This window comes from Acidaminobacter sp. JC074, from assembly GCF_022496765.1.
Classification (GTDB): Bacteria; Bacillota; Clostridia; order Peptostreptococcales; family Acidaminobacteraceae; genus JABXKX01.
In genome coordinates, this window is record NZ_VANV01000009.1 from 26,743 (window position 1) to 49,961 (window position 23,219).

Below are 23,219 nucleotides of genomic sequence, written 5' to 3' on the forward strand. Positions count from 1 at the left end.
TTTAAAAGAGGACGCTTCCTTTAAAAAAGAGATAAGCTTCCAAAGTATCTGAAAGAACTTTTCCGTTTCTAGCTTCTACTTCATCAATGATATAAGCCAGTGCATTGTAACAGGCAATATTTAGATTTTGAAAAACTAAATCTGATATATTATCAACAAAATCCTCATCTGTTAAAGTCATTTTATCTGCGATAAATATGATTTTCTCCAGCTCATTCGGCTTCTTTCTAAGAGTTGTATGGTTCTTAATGGCAGATACTGTATTTTCATCTAAATGAAAAACTTCCTTAGCCACAAGTGCTGATACCTTCCCATGTAACAGTTCTGGAATAGACAGTTCTTCTTCCGTAACAACAATGCCTTTATCATCTAATATCTGCGTGTAGTCTTCGATATTAATCAGCTTGCCAACATCATGTAAAAGACCTGCCATGTAACCGAGTTTTGGATCTAGCTTAAACTGATCACATAAGTCTCTTGCGATAGACGCAACATGTTCCATATGATCATATAAGTCTAACTGATCGGCCCTTTCACATAATTCTTCTAAAGTTTCTTCAATTGGATTATTTGACATTAACTCTTCTACTAAATTATTGTATTTCATGATTTTCTCCTAGTTTTAATAGTTGGTCTCTTCTCTTTCTGTATGTTAAAATCGGCAGATCTCCTTGAATTAAGATATCTGACATTTTTAGCATGGACTTCTTCGGTACTTGTGATAAAACAACTCGCCGGTCTTGATGGAGGACCTTTCGATTAAAGATCATAGCCAGTTCGTTAACCAAAACAGATAATAGTGGAACCTTTAAGAAACATTGATAAAACCTTAAGTAAATCTTTGTATGGTCTTCATCAATGGGTACAAAAGCTGCTGTAATTCTTATCTTGTCATCAATGTAATTTTGCCAAAGATTTGGAAACTTAAAGGCCAGTCTAAAGTCTTTTTCAGGATCAGGCGGTCTCATGTCACTTGGCTTCTTAGCAATTGTACCATCTTCTATACGGTTATAGACGTAAAACTCAAACTTTTCTTCATCCAACCACTGAATCAAAGGACCATCTACAACATACTTCTTACCTTTACCGATGGTGTTATGATGAACAAATGGCACATGGACCACATCCAGCTGGTTTTCAATAGCTCTTGAATAATGCACAGACCAGACTTCTGACATTTCAGAGTATGTAAAACCTTCAAGGTCAGTAAAATAACTGGGTTCAGAATCAGGCCTACTACCATAGTATATAAAGATATAACCATGGGACTCATAGGTTTCATAAGAGACAACCTTATACCGGTCAGGTACTTGATAGTTTCTTCCATAAGCCGGTATGACTTTTACTTTACCCGTGTGATCATACTCAAAGCCATGAAAAGGACATATAAGATCATCACCGCAAACCTCACCAAGGCTTAAGCTGACACCTCTATGAACACACCGGTCTTTTAAACAGTGGACTTTGCCTTTTGTGTCTCTATAAAAAACAAGTTTCTCATTGAGTCTGGTAACCCCTACAGGCTTTCTTTTTACCTCATTTGACCCGAGTACAACATACCATTGATTTTTTATCATAAATAGCCTCCACTTCATTTCTACCCATTATTACCTATTTCTAAAATTTAACTTGTATATTTTTAAAATTAGATTTATACTAAAAAAGTAGTAATTTTAGAACTAATGTTCTTATCCTATTCATTTTATGTTTGAATTGCAGAAATATTAGGTATAAATAACAACGTAACTATCATAAAGGAGGCAAACATGAAAAAACTGAGCATTTTAATGCTTGTATTACTACTTGTTCTAACAATGATCTCTTGTTCATCTGAATCGGAAGAGGATACTATTTTAAGAGTTGGTATGGAACTTAAATACCCACCTTTTGAAACAATAGATGTTGATGGAAATCCTGAAGGTGTATCAGTAAGAATGGCTGAGGCACTTGGTAAACACTTAGGCATGGAAGTTGAAATCGTAGATACTGCTTATCCAAGTTTAATTCCAGCTTTAGAAAGCGGCAACATCGATATCATCATTTCTTCAATGACAATTAATGAAAAGAGAATGGAAGTTGTTGATTTTTCTGATCCTTACACAACAAGCCAGTTAATGCTTCTTGCACATAAGGATTCTAAAGTAAAGTCATACACCGACTTAAACGACCCAGATGTAATCATTTCTTGTAAGACTGGTACAATTGGTGCCTTATGGGCTGCAGCAAATGCGCCTGAGGCTCAGATCAAGAATATTGATGAGGAAGCCAGTGCTGTACTAGAAGTTGCACAGGGTAACGCTGATGTATTTATCTATGATCCACTATCAATTGTAAATCATCAAAAGAATTTCCCAGAGTCTACAGTGGCAATTTTAGAACCACTACCTAATACAAAGGGCTGGGGTATTGCAATGAGAAAAGGCGAAGATGATTTAAGAGAAAAAATCAACGCTTGGCTAAAAGATGCCAAAACAGATGGTACTTTTGATACGATTAGAGAAGAGTACCTAAAAGACAAAATTAAAGAATTCGAAGAGAACGGTTTAGAGTTCTTCTTCTAGAAAGGAACACAATGAAAAAAGTAGTTAGCTTCGCAGCAGCAATCGCACTCTATTTACTATTTTTTGCATATGTTATGTACAAATCGCTCAATCGCGATTTAGACTTTAGTGACTATCAAGTTTACAGTAACGTTATTCTACAAGGCTGGTTCACAACGGTGTTCATCAGCCTTATTTCTATTTCGTTATCACTTGTCATCGGTCTGATTATATACTTTATGCAAGAATCAAATATTAAGATATTACATTATATCGCTGAAATTCATAAAACCCTTGTATTTGCAACACCACTACTGGTAATAGCTATAGTAGCCTATTACTATATTGGTAATTCTTTTAATATCACAGATAAAATCCTTGTAGGAAGTTTAACATTAGGTCTCTATATATCCGCTTATATCGCAGATATTTATAAAGGTGCTATAGAGTCTATACACATCAATCAATGGCAGGCAGCAAAGATGTTTGGTTTTAACAAGTACCAAACTTATCGTTACATCATTTTTCCTCAAGTCATTCGATCTATTCTTCCTCCTTTAGCAGGTCAGTTTGCATTAACCATTAAGGGTACTTCGCTCCTGAGTTATATGGGCACTTCAGAACTTCTAAACTCAGTACAACAAATCATGGCTGCAACATATAAGTCACAAGAAGGTTTTATTATTGTGTCTATCGGTTATTGGATAATCACTATTCCTTTAATTTTGATGGTAAGGAAATTAGAAGAGAAAGCAAATTATACGGTGTAAGATGAAATTAAATGTAGAAAACTTAAAGAAAATTTACGGTGATAAAACCGTCTTAAAAGACATCAGTGTAAAGATAGACGACCAACAAATCATTGCATTTCTAGGTGCATCTGGTTCAGGTAAGTCTACCTTACTCAGGTTAATTGCAGGACTTGAACCCTTTCAAGGTGGCAAGTTATGTGTCAATGATCACACTGTTGAAACTGATGATGCAAAAGCTGAAGCCTACAGAAAACGTATTGGTTTCGTTTTTCAAGACCATAACTTATTTAACCACCTAACAGTGATGGATAACTTATTATTGGTCTTAGAAAAAGTTCACCATAGAAAACATGAAGATGTATTACCAGAGCTTCACCAGCTCTTAAGAGACTTTGATTTATTTGATCACAAAGATAAGTATCCACACCAACTAAGTGGTGGCCAGTCTCAAAGAGTTTCCATTGTAAGAGCTTTATCTATTAAGCCGGAACTCATTTTACTTGACGAGCCCACATCATCACTTGATCCAATATTAACATATGAGGTGCTTTCTTCTGTTAAGAAACTGGCTGAAGAAAAAAAGGATTTTGTTATAGTTACACATGAAATAGGTTTTGCTAAGCAAGTAGCAGATTACATCATCTTCATGGATGATGGTGAAATTATTGAACATGGACCTAAATCAATTTTAGATAAGCCTAGTTCAGAAAAACTGCAAAATTTCTTAAATAAGGTTTTACCTTTTAATCAAAATGACTAGAGACGCCAAATGGCGTCTCTTATTGTTTAAGTTATTTACTTTGTACCAACAACATTGATCTCATCAAATCTAACCATAGGTGAATAGCCCATCGGATAGAAGACAACATTCATCAGCTCTAGCTTCTGACCAACCGCTTTAATCTTAAAGAGGTCTTCATAGATATTACCTGATACCATGGCATCTACAACCTTACCTGTCAACTTACCCTTTTCAATCAGGTAGCCAATGCTGACATTTAGAGAGTATTCACCAGCAGGAATATTGCCTGTATGGGTGCCCATAACACCGTCTACATAAATACCATAATCTATGTCCTTTATGATATCTGCATCACTTGTCTTCCCTGGATGAACCATAAAGTTCGTTGAATCCAGTAAAGGCTGATTTTCAATCTCCTTTGAAAACATGGTTTTCTTCTGAGCATTCCCTGTCACTTTACCTTCAAGCTTTTCTGATGACGAAACGCTATTTAAAAAGTTCTTTAAAACACCCTTTTCTATAATTGTTGTCTTAGAAGTCGGTGTACCTTCGTCATCAAACTTTATTGTCGCAAAGCCCTGCGGCAAGTTGCCTTCATCAGAAATATTTAAAATGTCTGAAGCAATAACCTGATTCTTTTTATCCTCAAGTGGTGATACACCTTTTGAAATAAACTCACCGTTAACACCTGCTAAAAGTCTCGTCATCAAAGCTCCCATGGCCTTACCACTAAAGACTACAGGCATACGTTTAGTCTCAACTTGATGCGTCTTATTTGAAATCATGTGTTTATTTACGATGTCTTCTAACTGTTTATCAGAGATCTCAAAATATGAAGAAAAAGCACTTGTATAGGCATTTTGTACAAAACCAGACTCAGACATGGTTGCAATGGCTACTTTTAAATGTGTCTTTTTATATGCATCAGATAGCCCGACTGTGTTCATCATTTCCACATGACTAATGGTTCTTTCAAGTGAAATTTGACTTGTAATGTCACCAAATTTATTCAAACGGTCATTAATAGACTTGGCAATAGCAATCAGTTCCTTAGCAGTCATTTCAGCAAGTTTGCTGTCATAACACTGAACATTACCCGCTTCCTCATGAAGAAATTTAAAAGGCTTACCTGTTCTGTATTTAGAAGAGGTAATGGCTCTATCTACAATACTTGTATCATCTTCACTAGATGATACAGCAGTACCGCCCTTACCGTCTTTATTCATTCTTAAAGAATAACCTACAACATCTTTTCCATCAACGGCCTTTATATGACCTTGTTTTATCTCTATAGAGATAATCTCATCTGCCTTTTTATAAAGTTCAGCATCGTCCACTTGCGTTTTAATATAGTCAAATAAATTCTTCATTATTTACCCCCTACTGACATGCCTTTGATTCTGATATAAGGCGATCCCTTACAAGAAGTTCTAAGTATCTGACCACCTTTACCGCAGCCACCACCTTTACTCATTGTACGTGTATTGCCAATCTTATCAATGTTTTTTAAGGTAGTAAACAAGTTACCTGTTAAAATGATATCTCTGACCATGGAAGTAATCTTACCATCTTCAATCTTATAACCGCCCTGTACTGCAAAGGTAAACATGTCTCCAGATGTTTGACCACCTGCTGTACCGAAAAGATACAAACCATTTTTTGTAGAAGATATGATATCTTCGTATGTATCCTTGCCAGTATCTATATAAATATTACCCATCCTGATAATAGGTGTATAGGCATAGTTCTTAGCTCTAAAGTGACCTGTTAAAGGTTCACCAGTAAGACCAGATGTGGCTCTTGAATGAAGTCTACCGGCTAATTTACCATCTCTAATCAAGTATGATTTTTCTGACTTTACACCTTCATCGTCATAAACAAAAGAGCCTGAATGTCCTTCTTCAGTCGGATCGTCAATGACGTTAAGCTCACTGGTAGCAAAAGTAGTACCCAGGGTCATGGTCTTTCTTAAGGCTTCACTTCTTAAAAGATTGTCAGCTTCACTTAAGTGACCAAAAGCCTCATGAATAAAGAGGCCACCTACGGTCGGATCTAAAACAACATCATAATCACCTGCTATAACAGGTTCCGCATCTAATAAGTCTACCGTCTGTCTGGCTTTTTGCATAACAGCCTGATCCTGGTTCATTATCTCTTTAAAGTTGGCGCCGCCACCTAATGAAAGTCTTGTTTGTTGAGTTAACTTGTCATTTTTAGATGTCATTCTAAAGTTAGCTGCAACAGACATCTGCTCTTGTCTGATCTGTGTGCCTTCATTGTTAACATAGTACTTTTCCTTATAGAGTTCTATGTACTCAATATCGCAAATAGATAGACCAGGCACCTCTGATGCCATCTTTCCATAAGATCTTAAAAGGTCAACTTTTTCATCTAAAGTAAGATCTCTTGGATCCATTTCAATAGATAATACAACCTCATCCTCTACAAGTGGCGCAGGTGCTAAAGTCATACTGCCTGGTATCTCCTTACTAAAAACAAGACACGAAGCTATACTTTCTTTTGCATGGTCTAGCTTGTTAAAGGATAAAGTCCCAAAGCCACCACCTACAAGTGCTCTAGCATGGCCACCTTCTTTTTCAATAATCTCTACTGATTTTACTTCATCGTTTCTTATGTTAATGGATAAGTTCTTTAGTTTTTCAAATCGCAAATCTTGATAGCCTTCATCACTTAAGGCATCTTTTAATTTTTTTAACATAATGTCCTCCTTAATACCCAGTATAGCATATAATTCGCCACACGAAATATCAATTAAAATAAAAATAGGTCACTGGGACCTATTATAAAATTTCTTTATTGTAATGACCTCTTGTATGGGTCTTCTTGTTAAAAACAGATGCTTGAATGGAACCATCTAATTTACCAGCAGCCTGCTTAATGATCTTTATAACTTCTTCACTGGATTCATTTGTAAAGTTCAACCTGAAAGCTTCAATGCCCTTGATGTTTTTAAGTTCATCTAAAAGATTCAGGGTCTTGCCATTTAAAATGGTGGTTGTACAATCCTCATGAGACATAATTGGAAAGGAACCATGTTCATCTTTTAGTTCATAAGTATTTGTTCGACACTTACCACACAGATCCATCTTTTCAAGAGGACAGTACTTTGTAAATAATAGGGGTGCACGCCCATAAACTATCATCTCTAATCTAGGATAACCATCATTTTCTTTATGATAAGCATCAATCAGACTATCCACTTGTTTCTTGTTAAGTTCGTAAGATAAGGTTACACGCTTGGCACCTAACTTATAGAGCTCATAACAAGCACCTGAGTTAACAACATTCATGGAATAATCTGTTACAAAAGGATTGGAATCTTTATAATGATGAATGCCACCATAACCACCTATCAGAAGTTGACCCTCTTTTTCAGTGTATGTGTTTTGATTTCTTCTTACAATGTTCTTATAGTAGACTTCTTTAATGCCGCTATTTATACATGCTTCATACTGTTCTTTCGTAGCTACACTGGCTGTTAGATAAGACGAACTCTGTTCAAAACTTATCTTTTCCTTGTCCTTTAAGACCTTTTTACGATTCTTGTGACTATCCAGTTTCAATTGATACAAGGCTTCAACAATTTCTCTTCTAGCATGGTTTAAAAGCTTTGCTGGAACAAAGGCATCTGCTTCATCAAAGTCCACATGACCTAGTTCAAAAATAGTATCATTTAATTTAGATAACTGCTTGATCACTTGATCTTTACTTGTTGGATTGTTGATGGCACCTTCAAGTACTTGGTCGCTTTCATAGTAATAATTACAACCTAATCCTTCAGCATCAATAATCAGCTTAGATCCTGGATATGCATAGACTCTCATATCAAGATTAAAGCGTTTAAACTCCTTCTCCATTGAAGCATTTAATGTTTTATAATAAGCATAATCCTTTGTTATATAAACAAGGTCCCCCTTTGACAGCTTCTCTTTGATTTTAATATAACAGACCTTCTCTGCCTTGTTGATTAAGTTATCATTTTGGTCATACAGCTTTGCCACTGTTAAAACAACATCTTCATTATTATGATTGATTCTGATGATGTCATTTTGATTGAGCGGTTTTGACAGACTTATTTCATACTTGTTCTTTACTTTCCCACTTACTCTACCAATTTCATATCCAAAGTTATTAGGTCTTGATACATTGGTTAAGTCTTTTTTCTTTTCATGGAACAAGTAACCTTTTGTAAATGTTCTAGAGAATGTTTTACTAAGATCCTCTTTATCGCTTACATTTATACGACCATCTAAGGCCTTTCGATATTTAGAAACAACATTGGCTACATAAGCAGGTTCCTTCATTCGACCTTCTATTTTAAGGGAATCAATTGCTCTTAAATCGTCTATATAATCAATGGTATTTAAATCTTTAGGCGATAAGATATAATACTTACCTAAAACACTGTCATTGGTCTTATCGATGATTTCGTATGCTTTACGACAAGAACCTACACATCTGCCTCTATTGCCAGATCGATAGCCTATTAACCCCGACATCAAACAGTTACCAGAATAAGAGACACACAGCGCACCATGGACAAAAATCTCTATGGGTAACTTGGCCTGTTTTCTGATTTCTTTTACTTTTTCAAAGGCAACCTCTCGAGATAAAACAACTCTTTTGGCCCCCATTTCTTTTAACATCAAGGTACCGTCTAAATCATCTATCCCCATTTGGGTAGAACAGTGGGCTTCCATATCTATAAAGTTGTTCACTACGTAATCCAGAGCCGCCAAATCCTGGACAATAATACCATCCACATGGATTTCATTCAAAGCACGCATCTGGTCTTTCATTTCTTCAATTTCATTTTCAAATACAATCGTGTTCATTGTTACATATATTTTTACGTTTCTAAGGTGGGCATATTTGACTGCTTCTTTTAAAGTTTCAATATCAAAGTTAGATGAATAGGCACGTGCACCAAATTTCTGCATGCCCAAGTAAATGGCATCACAACCATTTGATATGGCAGCCTTTAGTGATTCTATACTCCCTGCTGGTGCTAATAATTCAGTCATTTTTTCTTCTTTCTATCAGTCGTTTATATCCTATTTCACATATTCATGTGACACTCGCCAGCTAAATAACTAGACGCATGTTCAAGTATATATGAAGTCATCCTCTTTGTCACTAAGAGAATACATCTTATATATACCATGATTACAGGGATTTAAAATGATACAAAAAAAATCAGATGGAAAAAACCATCTGATAAATAAAATCATCTTAATAAATATATTTAGAACTCAACCTTTAACAGTCGTGTTGTAGCTGCAAATCCACAGGATTCTAGCACACTCTTTGACTGATAATTATGGTACCAACAAGCTGGAAGTGGTTGATACTCTAATGTCTCACATAAGTCTTTCAAATGTAAGATCACACTTCTACCAACACCCTTTTGTCTATGTTTTTCCACAGTAAACATACCTGTTCCCCTACAGTTGGTATGTATTTTGTTAACTTCAATAATACCAAAACCATAGATTTCCTCATCCTCGAGAATATAAATCTTTCTATCAGAAACCGCTTGATAAAGTTCACTAAAGAAATCCCCCGATAAACGTTTGATTGCCTCGACATCTGATAAGTTGGCAAGTCTTAACATGCTCTTTGGAAATGCTGGTGGATCAACCTCTCTTTTTGTATCATGAAAAATATAAGCTTGAAGATCAATGCTCGCATGAAAATCCATACTGAGTGATAAAAACTGTTCATCACATGTCGGTACGTAGCCATGAGTGATCTTAAACTCCTTAAGTACATATTTAAAACACATCTGAGCCAGATGCAGACTTTCCTCTTCAATATAAAACTGTGTTAACAAGGCTTTGTCATAAATGGCAAAGTAGCCGACAATTTCACCATCTATATCAAGCGTATAGAATCTTGAAGCAAGTATATGATCTTCCAAATAATCATCATAGGGTCCACTTAAGGATGCCAAATATGCATCAAACAACTCTTTTATATCATCTTTTTCTACTTGTAAGTAATCTAGCATATAACCTCCCTCATAATACAATTGTACCAAAAAAATAATCATTTGACATTACATTTAAATGACACATAAAAACTTCCTCAAAAGTATGAGGAAGCATATTATTAAATGTCTTTGACCGGCCACCCTTCAATGTAACCTCTTTCACCTCTAGGTTCCAATTGAAATCTTGGATTAGAAGTGTCATAAGTATAACCGTAAATTTCAGGTTTAAAATCTTTAATAGCCTTCATGGCAGCTGATACTTCTGTCATAAAGTTATCATCATCATAAGGTTCAGACTGGAATACCATTATCTTAGATGGTGGCAGTTCAATGATTTCAAAGCCTTCTGGTATTTCATTATCATAATCTAGTGGTAGTTCAACACCTTGAACATACTCAGAAGCACCTTCTTTGATAAGGTTATCAGATAACCAGAAGCCTGCTGGCTCATAGAGTGCTTCTTTAACACTCATTAGGATTCCCCAAACATCGCATCCCACTTCATCACAGTACTTAAAATATTCTTTTGCAGTCTTTGCTCTTAAGATCATTAATTTTCTTTTAGGTCTTTCAATCACTTGTGTAAAAATAAAATTACTCATTTCAGCCTCCTTTTCGATCGTAACAGGATAAGGCAGAAACCATTTGATAGGTGGTTTCTTCATAGCATACTTTTTAGGTGGTATGCCAAACTGTTTTGAAAAAGCCCTGGTAAAACCTTCATGAGAATCAAATACAAAATCCAGTGCGACGTCTAACACCTTTTTATCTTGATCTCTAAGTTGTTTGGCAGCCTTTGAGAGCCTATATTGTTTGATGTAGTTATAAGGTGTAAAACCTGTAAGCTCTCTAAAAATCTTCGATGCATATGAAGGCGACAAAAAACATGAATCCCCTAAATTCTTAAGTGTAATGGTTTCATGTAAATGTGCTTCAATGTAGTCTTGCATGATTCTAACCGCTAACTTTTTCTCGTCCATATCCCATCTCCACCTTAAGCCTAACACACGATTATTTTAATTTCTTGACCAAAATCACTTACTTATCTTATAAAGCACATGTTTCTTTAATGGACCTTCTACATTAGGATGATCAAAGTCTCTACTGTAAGTCATACCAATAGATTTCATGACACCTATAGAAGGTGTGTTGTTTTCAGATGTAAAAGAAACTATTTCCTTTAAGTTCAAATGATTAAAGGCATAATCTAAAACACGTTTTGCCCCCTCTTTGGCATATCCTTTTCTCCAGTGGTGACTCATCAACCTCCAGCCAATTTCAACGCATGGTGTAAAGTCCATTTCAAATTTTGGACTCGAAAGTCCAATAAAGCCAATAAGCTCTCCACTTGCTTTTACTTCAACAGCATAGAGTCCATAGCCTGCTTGGTATTTGTCTATGATTCTTTCTAAGAAGGCCTTAGACGATTTTTCATCCAGCATATTAGGAAAATATCTCATGACTTCTTTGTCACTGTTCATGACTAAAAAAGACGCTTCATCTGACAAGTTAAAGTGTCTAAATCCCAGCCTTTCTGATTGAAAGAGGTATTTAGATTCTTCTTTTATAATCTTAAAAAACTTTGCACTTTCTTTTTCATGCCACGGTGTATGACCACATTTATCCAAGTAATAGGCCCTAGGCTTTAAACCAATTTCTTTTAAAGGTTCCATAACCCCTTCAAAGGCATGTGGATCTGCTTGACCATGAATGATTACAATCTCTGCTGTAATCTTTTTACCCATTTCTAAAATACGGCCAGACTTTCTGAGGGGCCTAAACTCCCCCATCAAACTTTGATGACCTTCCATGTCAAAAGGAAGAGACTCATCTTCATAATCTATAAGATCATATGAATCCATTTTAGCCATCAGCTTTCCAAATAGCTTTTTATCACTGAGTGGTTGACCCTTTCCTAACTGGTCAAAAAAGAGAGCCACCTGGTCTTGTTCTGCTTTTGTCAAACGATTCATCCTAGTTTGATTCATATCTGATAAGTAAGCCTCTTTAAAAGAGCCACAACCAATCAGAATGATTTTACTAACGGGATATTTACAGGCATACATATAAGCAAGCCAAGCCCCCCACGAATGGCCGATCAAAATAAGTTCTTTTAAATGAAACTCATCAGCCACCTCTTTAATTTCCTTTAATTGTGCTTCTATGGTTTTTCCGTAATTCAGAAGCTCTATACCGCCCAAAGATTTAGCCAAATGAGACACACTTCCAATGGCTCCAGGGCCACCATGAAGTATAATCTTATCTGGCTTATCATAAATTCTATATCTCATATTCTCTCCGTAAAACTGACATAACCATGACCGATACATAGCCGTCATTATGTTTAACACATTCTCTTAAAATCCCTTCTTCTTTAAAACCCAAGGTTTTATAAAGTGAAATTGCATTTTGATTATGCATTCTCACATCTAACCAGAAGCGATTTGTATCTAACTCTTCAAAGGCAAACTTCATAAGAAGCCTTATGGCTTGACTACCATAGCCTTGTCCACTCTTAGTGACAACGATGCGCATCAGTTCATAATTGTCATCTGGATTTCGATTGGCTATCAAATAACCAACACGTTTTCCATCGGCTTGTATGATCTGATGATCTGTAAACTCATTTTCTATTGCTTTAAGATGCCTTTCTTCAGGCCATAATATCACAAATGCATTTTGCGAAGCCTTATTTTCAGCATCTAAAACATACTCTAAATCTTCTTTATTAGTATTTCTTAAAGTTACCATACCGATCCTTTTTTATCTGACCTTTTTTACTGACTTGAAAAACACTGATTTTATAGTCTGCATCAGGAAAATCGCCAATGTGCATGCAATGATGATTTAAATAAAATTCCGAAAGCTTTTCATTTCCTGCCCAGCAGTCTAGTAAAACTGGTATCTTTTTATACTCTTTTCTTAAGTGTTTAAAAATATGGCCAGTCATATCCTTGCCCTGATAAAATGGATGAATCAGCATACGGTATACATATAAACCATCTTCCATTTGTACAGGAAACTTTTTATGAATCGGCTTAATAGAAAAACTACCAATCAAACGATTGTGGTCTTCTAAAATAAATACTTCACCTCTTTTAATCTGAATCTCTAATTCATCAAGCTCACAAGGAGCTTCCCACTGATAAACATAGTCATCAATCAACTTCTTAGATGTAGCTTGGATCAAAGCTGTCATTTGGCTTAAATCCTCAAGCCTTGCTTGTCGAACCAACATTATTTCACCCCTTTTAAAACAAGTTGTCAGATCCTAAAGACTGTTTGTTGTTAGAAATATAGTTTTTAAGTCTTTCTGTAAAAAAAGTGTTTTGTCCTTCTGAAACCAACTGGTCGTATTCGAATACGACATTGAGTAATAACCATTTACGAATGATGCCCATAGTTGTCTTATTACCATAATACCCATTTAAATACGCTTCAATAAATTTATTTGATGACTTGTAAGCCGCTTGATCATGATCATGTGGATCTATAATAAAATATAGGGTTCTTGCTATGTCGGCTTCTGCAGGTCCTAAGACAGCATCAGACCAATCAAGCGCTTTAAGGCCTTGATCAGAACAAATAAGATTATAAGGCATAAAGTCACCATGGAGTAAAGATTTGCCTCTTGGCAGGGATTTTAATATTTCATGTAACCAAAGCTTGTCCTCTTGTGAAAAATTATCTAATCTTTCAATGTGTTTTTCCATAATATCATGGATATTATATAGGGTTAAATGATCTGTGTTATAGTCATGGACTTCTCTATGACATTTTCCCATTAAAAGGCCGTAGTCATTTAAGGATGTTTCTTCTATTCTATCTAACAATAAATCACCCATAATTTCTTCCATTTCATAGCCGGAACGTCCACTTAAGTCCACCCTATTATAAACCTTAGGTCCAAATGGGGTTTGATCACCTATGTACTTGCAGGTTCTAAACTCCATTTCTAAATACTGGCTGTCATCAAATAACTTAACCACTCTGCCTGGCTCAATCCGAAAGACATTACCAAACTCTCCACTACCAATTAAAATCATACACTTTCCTCTCTTATAAAAGACTCATGGTCTTTTTTAAAGTCTCGTTTCATATTAGATTCATATTTGCTTTTATAAGCATTTGAGAACTCTTCAGCTGAAATATGGTAACGATTAAGTGTGTCTATAAAATACATGAGGACATCTGATAACTCCTCCACCATATGGTCTCTAACAGGACCTTCAGTCATAATTTCCTGAGTCGATTTTTTCTTTATGACTGAAATGACTTCTCCGATTTCTTCGATCATGTACAAGATAAAATCTTTTCCATATTCAGGTGTCATAGGCGACCAAGAATCCTTATTCTGATCGTAAAGGTCATAGGACATCTTCATCATATCTGATATTGTTAAATCACTCATTGTTGCTCCTTATATTGTTGTCATAGCCACATGGACATTTTATATGATGTATATGGGCAGTAAATCTGTTTCGTTTAATAAGCGCTTCATGGCATTTCGCACAGTAGGTATTTTGTTCACCACCAACATTTCCAAGGTAGACATGTTCAAGATATTCACTGGCAATCAATTTAGCAGACATCATTAAAGACAAGTCTGTCGCTTCAGCTTGAGATTGGTACTGAGGAAAATATCTAGATAGATGAAATGGAATCTTTGGATTTACAGATGCTATCAACTGGACTATGGTCTCTACATCCTTTAAAGAAACACCACCGGTCACCATTAAGGTCGTCACTTCTAAATGGACCCTGTTCATGAGTTCTAAATTTCTACAGACCGTTTCATAATCACCGCCACAAAGCTTATAAAAATCCGCCAAGCCCTTGAAATCTAGATTAATCCCATCGATATAATCTAAAAGCTTAACAAGTGGTTCTTCATTGATCATACCATTTGTCACTAAGACTATTTTCTTTTCTGGTGACACTGACTTAAGTTTTTTAGAAAAATCATAAATATACTCATAGTTAATTAAGGGTTCATTGTATGTAAAGGCTATGGCAGTATCCACATAGCTTATCAAACGATCAACAGACACCTCTGATGCTTCCAGTATATTTTGAGACAGTTCATGATTCTGACAAAAAGGGCATACCATGTTGCAACTTGAAAAACCGACTGATAAAATCTCGCTACCAGGATAAAAATGATAGAGCGGTTTTTTCTCAATTGGATCTACATGGGCAGAAACAAGCCTGCCATAACCTAAGGCATACAGCTTACCATCCATAACCTTTCTTATCCTGCACCTGCCGCTTTGTCCTTCTCTTAACTTACAAGCATGTGGACATAAGTCGCAATAAATATAATCGTCTACTTTTCTATAATACATCGCTTCTTTCATATAATCACCTACATCTATCATATTATAAATTTTCTTAAAGCACATCATTTTGATGCATAAAATGTGTATTTTGGTTCAAATCACCTAACAATTGTCAGAATTATTGTACAATTTACATAGGAGGTGCTTTATGTTTTTTCTAAGACCCATCATGATTTCTACATACCTTGTTTTGATATCTTTATACCTATTCAACCATTATCTTAAAAACGAAAAGAAAAAATCACTTTACATAAGTGGCGGACTCTTAGCTGTCAGTTTGCTCTTATTTATCATAGTTTATACAGATACCCTATTAGATGCTTTTGTCATCAGTATTCTATTTGGCCTTGTAGCAGCGATTTGCTATATACCATGTAAAATGGCAAAGGCATACAATAAGTATTATAGACTTGTATTTATCATCACCCATTTAATTGCATTTTCTATATTAGGTGGCATAAGGATTATGATACTTGTTGCAAATCCATTTTACTTTCTAATACCACTACTGGGCTTTAGCACCTTGTATGTCTTTAGACAGACACCTAATAAAATAATTGCAGTAAGATTAGTTTGTACACTCATTCTTATTAGAGCCCTCTTTACTTTCGATTATGAAGTACCCTTTACCATTAGACAGGTTGACTTCTTTAACGGCTATTCTAACAACATATCCTACTCTAAATTACATGACAGCAAGGCCAAGATAAAAGGCATTGAATTTTATAATGAACATTTCGACGAGAGAATGGTTGATGTCATATGCATTTACAGACCTGATAAAAAAGCAGTCATATCTATCAAGAATTCTAAAAAGAAAGTCGTTCGTTTAATTTACGAAGATGGGGAAGTGAGGAAAGAATAATGGCGTTTATCATACTTTTGATTTTACAAACAGGTTCTTATTTTCTACTACATATATCAGGAAGAGAAAGTCATGAGCTCTTTTTCATCCTGTGGGGCATTGTTACATTGGGGATCTTTTTAAACAATGTTTTTAGATTACCGACAATAGATATGTCATCTCACCAAAGACCAGATGGTTTAGAATACACAAAAGGACATTATAGAGACCGTTTTATGCATAACAGCATTTTTATCAACCTTCAATACCTAGCACTCTTTTTAATGAATGCAGGCGCTTACGCTTACATCCTTATCACACAATATTAGGAGGTCTTATGGTCATCATTATCTTTTCATGTCTTCAGGTACTCACATATATGGTGCTTAGGGTTTCAAGTCCAGATGGCCAACTAACTTATTTTGCAATTTGGTCTTTGATTACTCTAGCCATCTTTCTTATGAATGCTTTTGAGTTACCACAGTCTGGAGAAAAACCATTTACTAGACAAGACACCTTAGATTATATGAAATCATTTACAGGCGACCATTCTATTCACAATACATTTTCATTGAATCTTCAATATCTTATCATAGCAATAATCAATATTGTAATAACAATCATTGTCTATAAAATACAATATTAAAAAGCGCATATAGCGCTTTTTTTATCCTTGTAATTTAACCAGTAATTCTTCTAAAACTCTATCAGCATCTTCATGGTCTACTTGACAGGTACCTGCATTTTTATGGCCACCACCGCCATAGCTTAACATGATTTCACCGATGTTCACATCACTAGAACGGTTGATGATCGACTTACCTACTGTAAATACAGTATTTTGCTTTCTAAAACCCCAGATGACCTGAACAGAAATCTTTGTATCAGGATATAAGGCATACTTTACAAAACGGTTACCAGGATAAATGGTCTCTTCGTCCTTTAGGTTAACCACCAGTACATCTCCTTGAACACGAGCGTTTTTTCTGATTTGATCATAAAACTGATCTTTATAAGAAAAGAACAAGTCTACTCTCTCTTTAACATCTTCTAGTTGTAAAATCTCTTCTATGGTATGGTTTTTACAATAATCGATTAAATCCATCATCAGGTTATAGTTTGAGATTCTAAAGTCTCTAAATCTTCCTAAACCTGTTCTAGCATCCATTAAAAAGCTCAGAAGCTCCCAGCCCTTTGGATCTAAAATATCTTCTTCTGTAAACCAAGCTGCATCTGCCTTGTCTACAGCAGCCATCATTTCATCAGAAATCATAGGAAACTTGTCTTTGCCACCATAATAATCATAAACAACTCTTGCTGCACTAGGCGCATCCGGGTCTATGATATGATTGTCTTTCTTTTCATTTCTAATGGTTTCACTCAAGTGATGGTCAAAAGCCAGTCCTATACCTTCTACATAAGGTAGATTTGTAGAAATATCATTTTCAGAAACTTCTATTATGCCATCTTGCATATCTTTAGGATGAACAAATTTGATATCCTCTATTAAGTCCATCTCTTTAAGTAACACCGCACATACTAAACCATCAAAATCACTTCTTGTTATCAATCTCTTCTTCATATCTGCCTCCTCGTAATATTTATACCGTTAAATAGGATCTTTAAGCATAAAATTACGACTTGAAATAGACCAGTAAAACAGATACACTAGGAAAAGACTGAAAGAAAGGGAATTTATGAAATTAATCAATACATATATACATCCAGATGTTGCAGATCTTAAGGATCCAAAAACATTTGAAAGAAAAGCCGCAAGAGCTGTTGTATTAAAGGATCAGGAAATCCTTCTAATCTACACCAAGTATTATGATGACTACACACTACCTGGTGGTGGCATCGATGAAAATGAGTCTGTAGAAAAAGGCCTTATTAGAGAGCTACACGAAGAAACAGGTGCTGAGGGGATAAAGATTCTTGAACCTATCGGCATTTATGAGGAATACAGACCTTATTACAAGGGCTATGACCAAATGCATATGCTTTCTTATATCTACCTGTGTGATATAAAAGCACTGGGGCAGGCAAAACCTGAAGCCTATGAGATCCAGAACGGCTCTGTACCTGTATGGGTAAACATCGATACGGCCATCAAACACAATGAAGACATCATTAAGAACAGCCCTGACTCAATGGGCCAATCTGTTGTTAGAGAGCTTGAACTCTTTAAATTAATTAAGCAAAAATATGACAAAAAACACTTCTAAGAAGTGTTTTTATATTGTCTCCATATTATCAACAAAGGCATCTGCATCGTCTATATAAGCTTTAGCAACATGTGAATCTGCTGCTCCATAATAAATTTCAATTTGATTGTCTTCTGAATATCTTGCACCATTAACAAAGGTAATGTTTTTAGTATCACCTGCATATGAAGCAGTTTCATACCACTTTTCTGGTAGCAATATCGCCTCTTTTGTTTTTTTAATACATCGTAGGGTCTCCTTGTCTAGAAGAGCTGCACCAGTATTGTATGCCTTGTTGTCTTCTTTTACAACACCATGATAAAACATGATATAACCTTCCTTATGCTCAAGTATAGGGCCACCACCAATCTGGCTGCCTTCCCATGCATAAGTCGGTTCAAGAATTGTGTATTCATGAATGTTATCTAGATAGTCATCCCAGAAGCTCGGTGGTGCTTTAATTAAGTCCTCAAGTGTATCGAAAAATACAACTTGGACTGAAGGATACTTAATCTTTCTTTTTCCAGATGCATCAGGCTTAATTCTTGTGAAATAAGCGATCTTACCTTGATGTTTCATAATCCAAGCATCTCGATCCCCTTCTTCACGTCTAGATCCAATCAAGACTCTTTTATAATGCTTAAAGTCCTTGGTCATAACAAGTCCAACTCGACCACCTGCTTTGTGGTCTCCAGTATAAGCTGTATGGGTCATGACATGGACCACACCAATATAGGTATCATCCACTTTACATAATCTTAAGTCCTCAGTTCCAAAAGGGCCAAAATAAGTTGGTACATATGTTTCATTCGTATAGCCATCAATCCATGTAGAAGAAGACCCTGTCATTTTATAGCCAGTAAAATCAAAGTTTTTTCCATTGTCTTCACTTATGAAGATTAAGTGGTCGCTTATCTGATTGGCATAGATATAAGCACGGTCTGTCACTGCCATCAACTTACGATCGTCTCTGGTCGCTCTGACAATCATATATACCTTTCCATCTACATCACATACACCTGGATTAAAAAGCGTATCATAGCCTGCTAGTGTATCTCTTTCTAAAATCGGATTATTCTCATCACGTCTAAGCATCTTATCTCCTAACTTGGTAAACCTGTTTGCAAACAAACTAACTTGCCTGAAATCTCATAACTTGCTACATCTGCTGGTAACAAAATCGTTTCCCCTCTAGAAATATCTTCACAAAAGCCATCTGCACAAATCTTACCCTGTCCTTCTACACAGGCAATAATCTTAAAAGTATCTGTTTTCATCTCATGAAATTGCTTTGAGATATCAAGCTTTGCAATTTCAAACTCCTCGCAGGTGACTAGATAGGTTTTTTTATAACCATATCTAATTCTTCCAACGCCCTTTATGACCTTAGCTTCCAAATTTGTTTTGATAACGTCTATAGACTTGTTGATATGGAGTTCTCGATCTCTGCCATAATCAAATACACGATAAGTCACATCACTGTTTTGCTGAATTTCTGCCAGCAAAATATCACCACAAATGGCATGGATCAAACCACTCTCTATAAATATAAAGTCCCCAGACTTAACTTTGATTCTTTTAAGCTCTGTTTCTATTTCACCATTACTAATAGATTTTGATAAGTCTGATTTTGACATTGGATTCATCCCAGCAACGATTTCTGCATCAGGTCCAGCACTTATAATATACCATGCTTCTGTTTTACCTGCATCATTTTCATGTTTATTAGCATAGTCATTTGAGGGATGAACTTGAATGGATAATTTCTCTTTGGCATCTATAAACTTAACTAGTAAAGGTAGTTTATCTTCTGAACCAGTTCCTAGCAAAGCCTCACCTTTTAAAGTTTTTAAATCTTCCAAGGTCATGCCTTTATAAATGCCGTTTGAAATGATACTCGAATAATCATCCCTATCAACGATTTCCCAAGACTCCCCATAGTTCTTTTCATCTAATGAATCATTGTCTTTAAAGGAAAGTAATCTATTGCCTCCCCATATTTTTTCAATATACTTCGATTCAAATTTTAAAGGATACATCTTACACCTCTAACCAAATAATCTCATACGGTTTAATAGATACATGACCACCTAATCTTTCATCAGTCATCAGGTTAAGACCAGATTCACTTAAGTTAAGACTTACCGCCTCATTTGATATGTTGATATATACATTTACCTGCGCTGATGTCTTTTCGTTCATTCTCTTTATACTGAATATGCGATTATCAATAAATACAGCTTCTTGTATGGCATCAGGAGAAAAAGCGCTGGAAGACTTTCTAACCTTTATTAAGTCTAAATACTTGTAGAAGATCATCGATCTTAGACTATCAGTTTCTAATGATTCTTCAACTTTGTCAAGCTGAAGTTTTTCTCTATTGATACGTCTGTTAATACCTGATTCTTCAACACCTTTTTGATAATTTCTAGAACCCAATAAGGAATGAATATAAATACCTGGTACACCTTCAACAGATAATAAAATGGCCTGAGAAGCTAAAAATCTCTTAGCCCTGATCTCATCATTCTCATCTAAATCACTTAATGCATCTACATATGAAATGTTCAGTTCATAAGGAGCTTTTGAACCATCACTTAAAGTTCTATAGTTAATCTTACCGCCTCTTAAGCCAACTTTGTCTACAATAAGTGCTTGCTCATCCTTGTCTAAAATACCTTCTACTGGCCTCATCCCAATGCCATCATGAGAAGCAAGAAAGTTAAAATAACTTGTATCACTTGATGTTCTATCAAGTCCATCAATCCACTTAAGAATCTTAGTTGAATCTTCAGAGATAAATGTATGTAGGGTTAGTGGTGGCAGTGGAAATTGATAGACCATATGTGCTTCATCATTGTCACCAAAATATGATATATTTTCCTTATGAGGCACATTTGTTTCAGTAATCAAAATCGTTCCTGGTACGATTTCATCTAAAATCATTCTCATCACCTTAATGAGTTCATGAGTCTCCTCTAAATGAATACAAGATGTACCTAGCTTCTTCCACATAAAGCCTATAGCATCTAATCTGATATACCTAGCACCTTTTTTAGCATAAGCTATCAAGATTTCCATGATTTCTATAAATAGGGGAATAGACTCATAGTTTAGATCTATTTGATCTTCACTAAATGTTGTCCAAAGATACTTTGTTCCCTCATTTGTCTCAAATGGACTGAGTAAAGGAAGTGCTCTAGGTCTGGTAACTTCAGAATAGTCTAGACTAGGATCACATTCGTGAAAATAAGTTTTATATTTTTCATCTCCATTTAAATAACCCTTAAACCAGTCACTAGATTTAGATATATGGTTGATAACGGCATCAAACATTAAATCATATTGATTTGATAAACTCTTGATATCACCCCAAGTTCCGAGTTCTTCGTGAACTGCTGTATAATCTACAACTGAAAAACCATCATCTGAAGTATAAGGATAGAATGGTAATAAATGAACAGCACTTAAAGCATCTTTTGCATGTTTAGATAAAAATGTATCCAAAGTTTTCAGCGGACTCTCCTTTGATAATAATGAGTCACCGTAGGTAATGAGCATCATATCTTTTTCTGATAATCTTTGCTCATGTGATGAAATACGACCATGCTTGTTGACTAAGTTCATAACCTCAGCAAAGCATTTATCAGCATTTGGCCCGTATATTTTCTTTAACTTATTCTTTAATTCATTTTGTAATAACATAATGTCCCTCGTTGTCATTTTTTATTATTTAAAAAGGACCGTAGTCCCTTTAAGATGATTCACGTTCAATGATTTTAGGTTCACTGATTTGAATTTGTTTAACTTCTTCATTTTTTATTTGCTTAACGATTGTTTTCAAAGCTGTTTTTCCTAATCCCGATGTATCTTGATCGACAGTAGATAGTGGTGGATATAAGAACTCTGAAATAACAATGTTATCAATGCCAAGAATAGCGATATCCTCAGGTATTTTTAAGCCTTTTTCATGTACAGCCCTATAAACACCAATTGCTCTTTCATCTCCAGATACAAAGAATGCATCTATGGTTTCTTCGTCTAATAATTGTTTGGCCTTTTCAAAGGCTTTAACAACTGAATCAACACCTGAAAAAGTTTTGTGCTCTACATCCGTTGCTGAAAGCGCGTTTTCGAAACCTTTAATCCGTTCCTGGTTAACAATGAAATCATCACTACCGACAAACTGAACAATCTTTTTATAACCTCTTTTATGGAGATATTCACCACCAATAAAGCCCGCTTTGTAATTGTCCAGGTCAACATAATAACTCTTATCATCATCAAGCTTACCAACTAGTACATAAGGAATATTATTTTCATATAGGTACTTTAGACGAATATCATCTTTTTTATTATCAAATATAATAGCACCATCAGCCAGCCTTGCCTTTAATAAGTAAAAGCCATCTGTCTCATCTCCAATTACACCAGTCGCAGATGAAGGTGACACAACTACTTTATAACCCGTTTTTTTAGCTTCTTTAAAAATCGAATTCAAAATTTCATTATGCCAAATAGACCAGTAGCTTCCACCATGTGTATCAATAAAAACAATAATTGTCTTCGTCTTTCGACCTTTAAGACCTTGAGCAGCAAGATTAACAACATAACCTTCTTTCTCAATAATCTCCATTATTTTTTTCTTTGTATCTGGTTTAACTTCTGAACTGCCATTAATGACCCTAGATACTGTTTTTACAGACACACCTGCAAGTTTTGCAATATCTGTCATACTCGTTTTCTTCATACTTTTCTCCAAATCTATTTATACTTATTATAAGC

Annotated in this window: 25 protein-coding genes; 7 read left to right on the top strand and 18 right to left on the bottom strand. The window is 35.3% G+C overall.

The window, feature by feature from the left end; all coding sequences use genetic code 11:
• Position 1 precedes the first annotated feature (1 nt).
• Both yqeK and EZV73_RS10510 read right to left on the bottom strand, forming a co-directional pair.
• Positions 2-607, bottom strand: coding sequence for a bis(5'-nucleosyl)-tetraphosphatase (symmetrical) YqeK (gene yqeK, locus EZV73_RS10505; protein ID WP_240840266.1), 606 nt, complete (start codon positions 605-607; stop codon positions 2-4).
• The gene (locus EZV73_RS10510) at positions 594-1,577 is read right to left on the bottom strand and encodes an aromatic ring-hydroxylating dioxygenase subunit alpha (protein WP_240840267.1); all 984 of its coding nucleotides are present in this window, start codon (positions 1,575-1,577) and stop codon (positions 594-596) included. Before EZV73_RS10510 ends, yqeK begins: the two co-directional genes overlap by 14 nt.
• 189 nt (positions 1,578-1,766) lie before the next feature.
• Here EZV73_RS10510 and EZV73_RS10515 point away from each other — a divergent pair, with 189 nt between their 5' ends.
• Genes EZV73_RS10515 through EZV73_RS10525 form a run of 3 tightly spaced genes read left to right on the top strand, consistent with a single transcriptional unit; the run spans position 1,767 to position 4,052 of the window.
• On the top strand, positions 1,767-2,561 hold the full coding sequence (locus EZV73_RS10515; protein ID WP_240840268.1) for a transporter substrate-binding domain-containing protein: 795 nt from the start codon (positions 1,767-1,769) through the stop codon (positions 2,559-2,561).
• An 11-nt stretch (positions 2,562-2,572) separates the two neighbouring features.
• Positions 2,573-3,310, top strand: coding sequence for an amino acid ABC transporter permease (locus tag EZV73_RS10520; protein WP_240840269.1), 738 nt, complete (start codon positions 2,573-2,575; stop codon positions 3,308-3,310).
• 1 nt (position 3,311) lies between these two features.
• A complete protein-coding gene (locus tag EZV73_RS10525) occupies positions 3,312-4,052 on the top strand; it encodes an amino acid ABC transporter ATP-binding protein (RefSeq protein WP_240840270.1) in 741 nt (246 codons plus the stop codon).
• A 35-nt stretch (positions 4,053-4,087) separates the two neighbouring features.
• Here EZV73_RS10525 and EZV73_RS10530 read toward each other — a convergent pair whose 3' ends face one another.
• The 11 genes from EZV73_RS10530 to EZV73_RS10580 form a co-directional block, all read right to left on the bottom strand.
• Positions 4,088-5,404 carry a TldD/PmbA family protein gene (locus tag EZV73_RS10530; protein ID WP_240840271.1) on the bottom strand — a complete coding sequence of 439 codons (1,317 nt, stop codon included), beginning with the start codon at positions 5,402-5,404 and terminating at the stop codon, positions 4,088-4,090.
• Entirely contained in the window at positions 5,404-6,753 is a 1,350-nt protein-coding gene (locus EZV73_RS10535) for a TldD/PmbA family protein (RefSeq protein WP_240840272.1), read from the bottom strand. Before EZV73_RS10535 ends, EZV73_RS10530 begins: the two co-directional genes overlap by 1 nt.
• Before the next feature lie 82 nt (positions 6,754-6,835).
• Positions 6,836-9,079 carry a U32 family peptidase gene (locus tag EZV73_RS10540; protein WP_240840273.1) on the bottom strand — a complete coding sequence of 748 codons (2,244 nt, stop codon included), beginning with the start codon at positions 9,077-9,079 and terminating at the stop codon, positions 6,836-6,838.
• Positions 9,080-9,300: 221 nt separating this feature from the next.
• Positions 9,301-10,065, bottom strand: a complete 765-nt coding sequence (locus EZV73_RS10545; RefSeq protein ID WP_240840274.1) for a hypothetical protein — start codon at positions 10,063-10,065, stop codon at positions 9,301-9,303.
• Positions 10,066-10,166: 101 nt separating this feature from the next.
• On the bottom strand, positions 10,167-11,027 hold the full coding sequence (locus EZV73_RS10550; protein WP_240840275.1) for an AraC family transcriptional regulator: 861 nt from the start codon (positions 11,025-11,027) through the stop codon (positions 10,167-10,169).
• 54 nt (positions 11,028-11,081) lie between these two features.
• A complete protein-coding gene (locus EZV73_RS10555; RefSeq protein ID WP_240840276.1) occupies positions 11,082-12,338 on the bottom strand; it encodes a GNAT family N-acetyltransferase in 1,257 nt (418 codons plus the stop codon).
• Positions 12,328-12,798: a GNAT family N-acetyltransferase gene (locus tag EZV73_RS10560; protein WP_240840277.1), complete on the bottom strand. Its 471-nt coding sequence runs from the start codon at positions 12,796-12,798 to the stop codon at positions 12,328-12,330. Before EZV73_RS10560 ends, EZV73_RS10555 begins: the two co-directional genes overlap by 11 nt.
• Positions 12,776-13,285 (bottom strand): GNAT family N-acetyltransferase, encoded by a 510-nt coding sequence (locus EZV73_RS10565; RefSeq protein WP_240840278.1) that lies wholly within the window; start codon positions 13,283-13,285, stop codon positions 12,776-12,778. Before EZV73_RS10565 ends, EZV73_RS10560 begins: the two co-directional genes overlap by 23 nt.
• 13 nt (positions 13,286-13,298) lie before the next feature.
• A complete protein-coding gene (locus EZV73_RS10570) occupies positions 13,299-14,093 on the bottom strand; it encodes a phosphotransferase family protein (protein ID WP_240840279.1) in 795 nt (264 codons plus the stop codon).
• Positions 14,090-14,458, bottom strand: coding sequence for a MazG-like family protein (locus EZV73_RS10575; protein ID WP_240840280.1), 369 nt, complete (start codon positions 14,456-14,458; stop codon positions 14,090-14,092). Before EZV73_RS10575 ends, EZV73_RS10570 begins: the two co-directional genes overlap by 4 nt.
• On the bottom strand, positions 14,451-15,404 hold the full coding sequence (locus tag EZV73_RS10580) for a radical SAM protein (RefSeq protein ID WP_240840281.1): 954 nt from the start codon (positions 15,402-15,404) through the stop codon (positions 14,451-14,453). Before EZV73_RS10580 ends, EZV73_RS10575 begins: the two co-directional genes overlap by 8 nt.
• A gap of 130 nt (positions 15,405-15,534) precedes the next feature.
• Between EZV73_RS10580 and EZV73_RS10585 the strand changes: the two genes are divergently transcribed.
• The 3 genes from EZV73_RS10585 to EZV73_RS10595 are packed head-to-tail and all read left to right on the top strand — an operon-like array spanning position 15,535 to position 16,876.
• The gene (locus EZV73_RS10585; protein WP_240840282.1) at positions 15,535-16,251 is read left to right on the top strand and encodes a hypothetical protein; all 717 of its coding nucleotides are present in this window, start codon (positions 15,535-15,537) and stop codon (positions 16,249-16,251) included.
• Positions 16,251-16,559 (top strand): hypothetical protein, encoded by a 309-nt coding sequence (locus EZV73_RS10590; protein WP_240840283.1) that lies wholly within the window; start codon positions 16,251-16,253, stop codon positions 16,557-16,559. Before EZV73_RS10585 ends, EZV73_RS10590 begins: the two co-directional genes overlap by 1 nt.
• Positions 16,560-16,567: 8 nt before the next feature.
• The gene (locus tag EZV73_RS10595; RefSeq protein WP_240840284.1) at positions 16,568-16,876 is read left to right on the top strand and encodes a hypothetical protein; all 309 of its coding nucleotides are present in this window, start codon (positions 16,568-16,570) and stop codon (positions 16,874-16,876) included.
• A 21-nt stretch (positions 16,877-16,897) separates the two neighbouring features.
• Here EZV73_RS10595 and EZV73_RS10600 read toward each other — a convergent pair whose 3' ends face one another.
• Positions 16,898-17,812 carry an exopolyphosphatase gene (locus tag EZV73_RS10600; protein ID WP_240840285.1) on the bottom strand — a complete coding sequence of 305 codons (915 nt, stop codon included), beginning with the start codon at positions 17,810-17,812 and terminating at the stop codon, positions 16,898-16,900.
• 115 nt (positions 17,813-17,927) lie between these two features.
• On the opposite strand from EZV73_RS10600, the gene EZV73_RS10605 reads away from it, so the two are divergent.
• Positions 17,928-18,455 carry an NUDIX hydrolase gene (locus EZV73_RS10605; RefSeq protein ID WP_240840286.1) on the top strand — a complete coding sequence of 176 codons (528 nt, stop codon included), beginning with the start codon at positions 17,928-17,930 and terminating at the stop codon, positions 18,453-18,455.
• 9 nt (positions 18,456-18,464) lie between these two features.
• Here the strand turns inward: EZV73_RS10605 and EZV73_RS10610 are convergent, their stop codons facing one another.
• The 4 genes from EZV73_RS10610 to EZV73_RS10625 are packed head-to-tail and all read right to left on the bottom strand — an operon-like array spanning position 18,465 to position 23,184.
• On the bottom strand, positions 18,465-19,529 hold the full coding sequence (locus EZV73_RS10610) for a hypothetical protein (RefSeq protein ID WP_240840287.1): 1,065 nt from the start codon (positions 19,527-19,529) through the stop codon (positions 18,465-18,467).
• 8 nt (positions 19,530-19,537) lie between these two features.
• Positions 19,538-20,473, bottom strand: coding sequence for a type I phosphomannose isomerase catalytic subunit (locus tag EZV73_RS10615; RefSeq protein ID WP_240840288.1), 936 nt, complete (start codon positions 20,471-20,473; stop codon positions 19,538-19,540).
• A gap of 1 nt (position 20,474) precedes the next feature.
• Positions 20,475-22,139, bottom strand: a complete 1,665-nt coding sequence (locus EZV73_RS10620; RefSeq protein ID WP_240840289.1) for an alpha-amylase family glycosyl hydrolase — start codon at positions 22,137-22,139, stop codon at positions 20,475-20,477.
• Between the two features lie 49 nt (positions 22,140-22,188).
• Complete coding sequence (locus tag EZV73_RS10625) at positions 22,189-23,184, bottom strand: LacI family DNA-binding transcriptional regulator (protein WP_240840290.1); 996 nt, start codon at positions 23,182-23,184, stop codon at positions 22,189-22,191.
• Between the last annotated feature and the right edge of the window lie 35 nt (positions 23,185-23,219).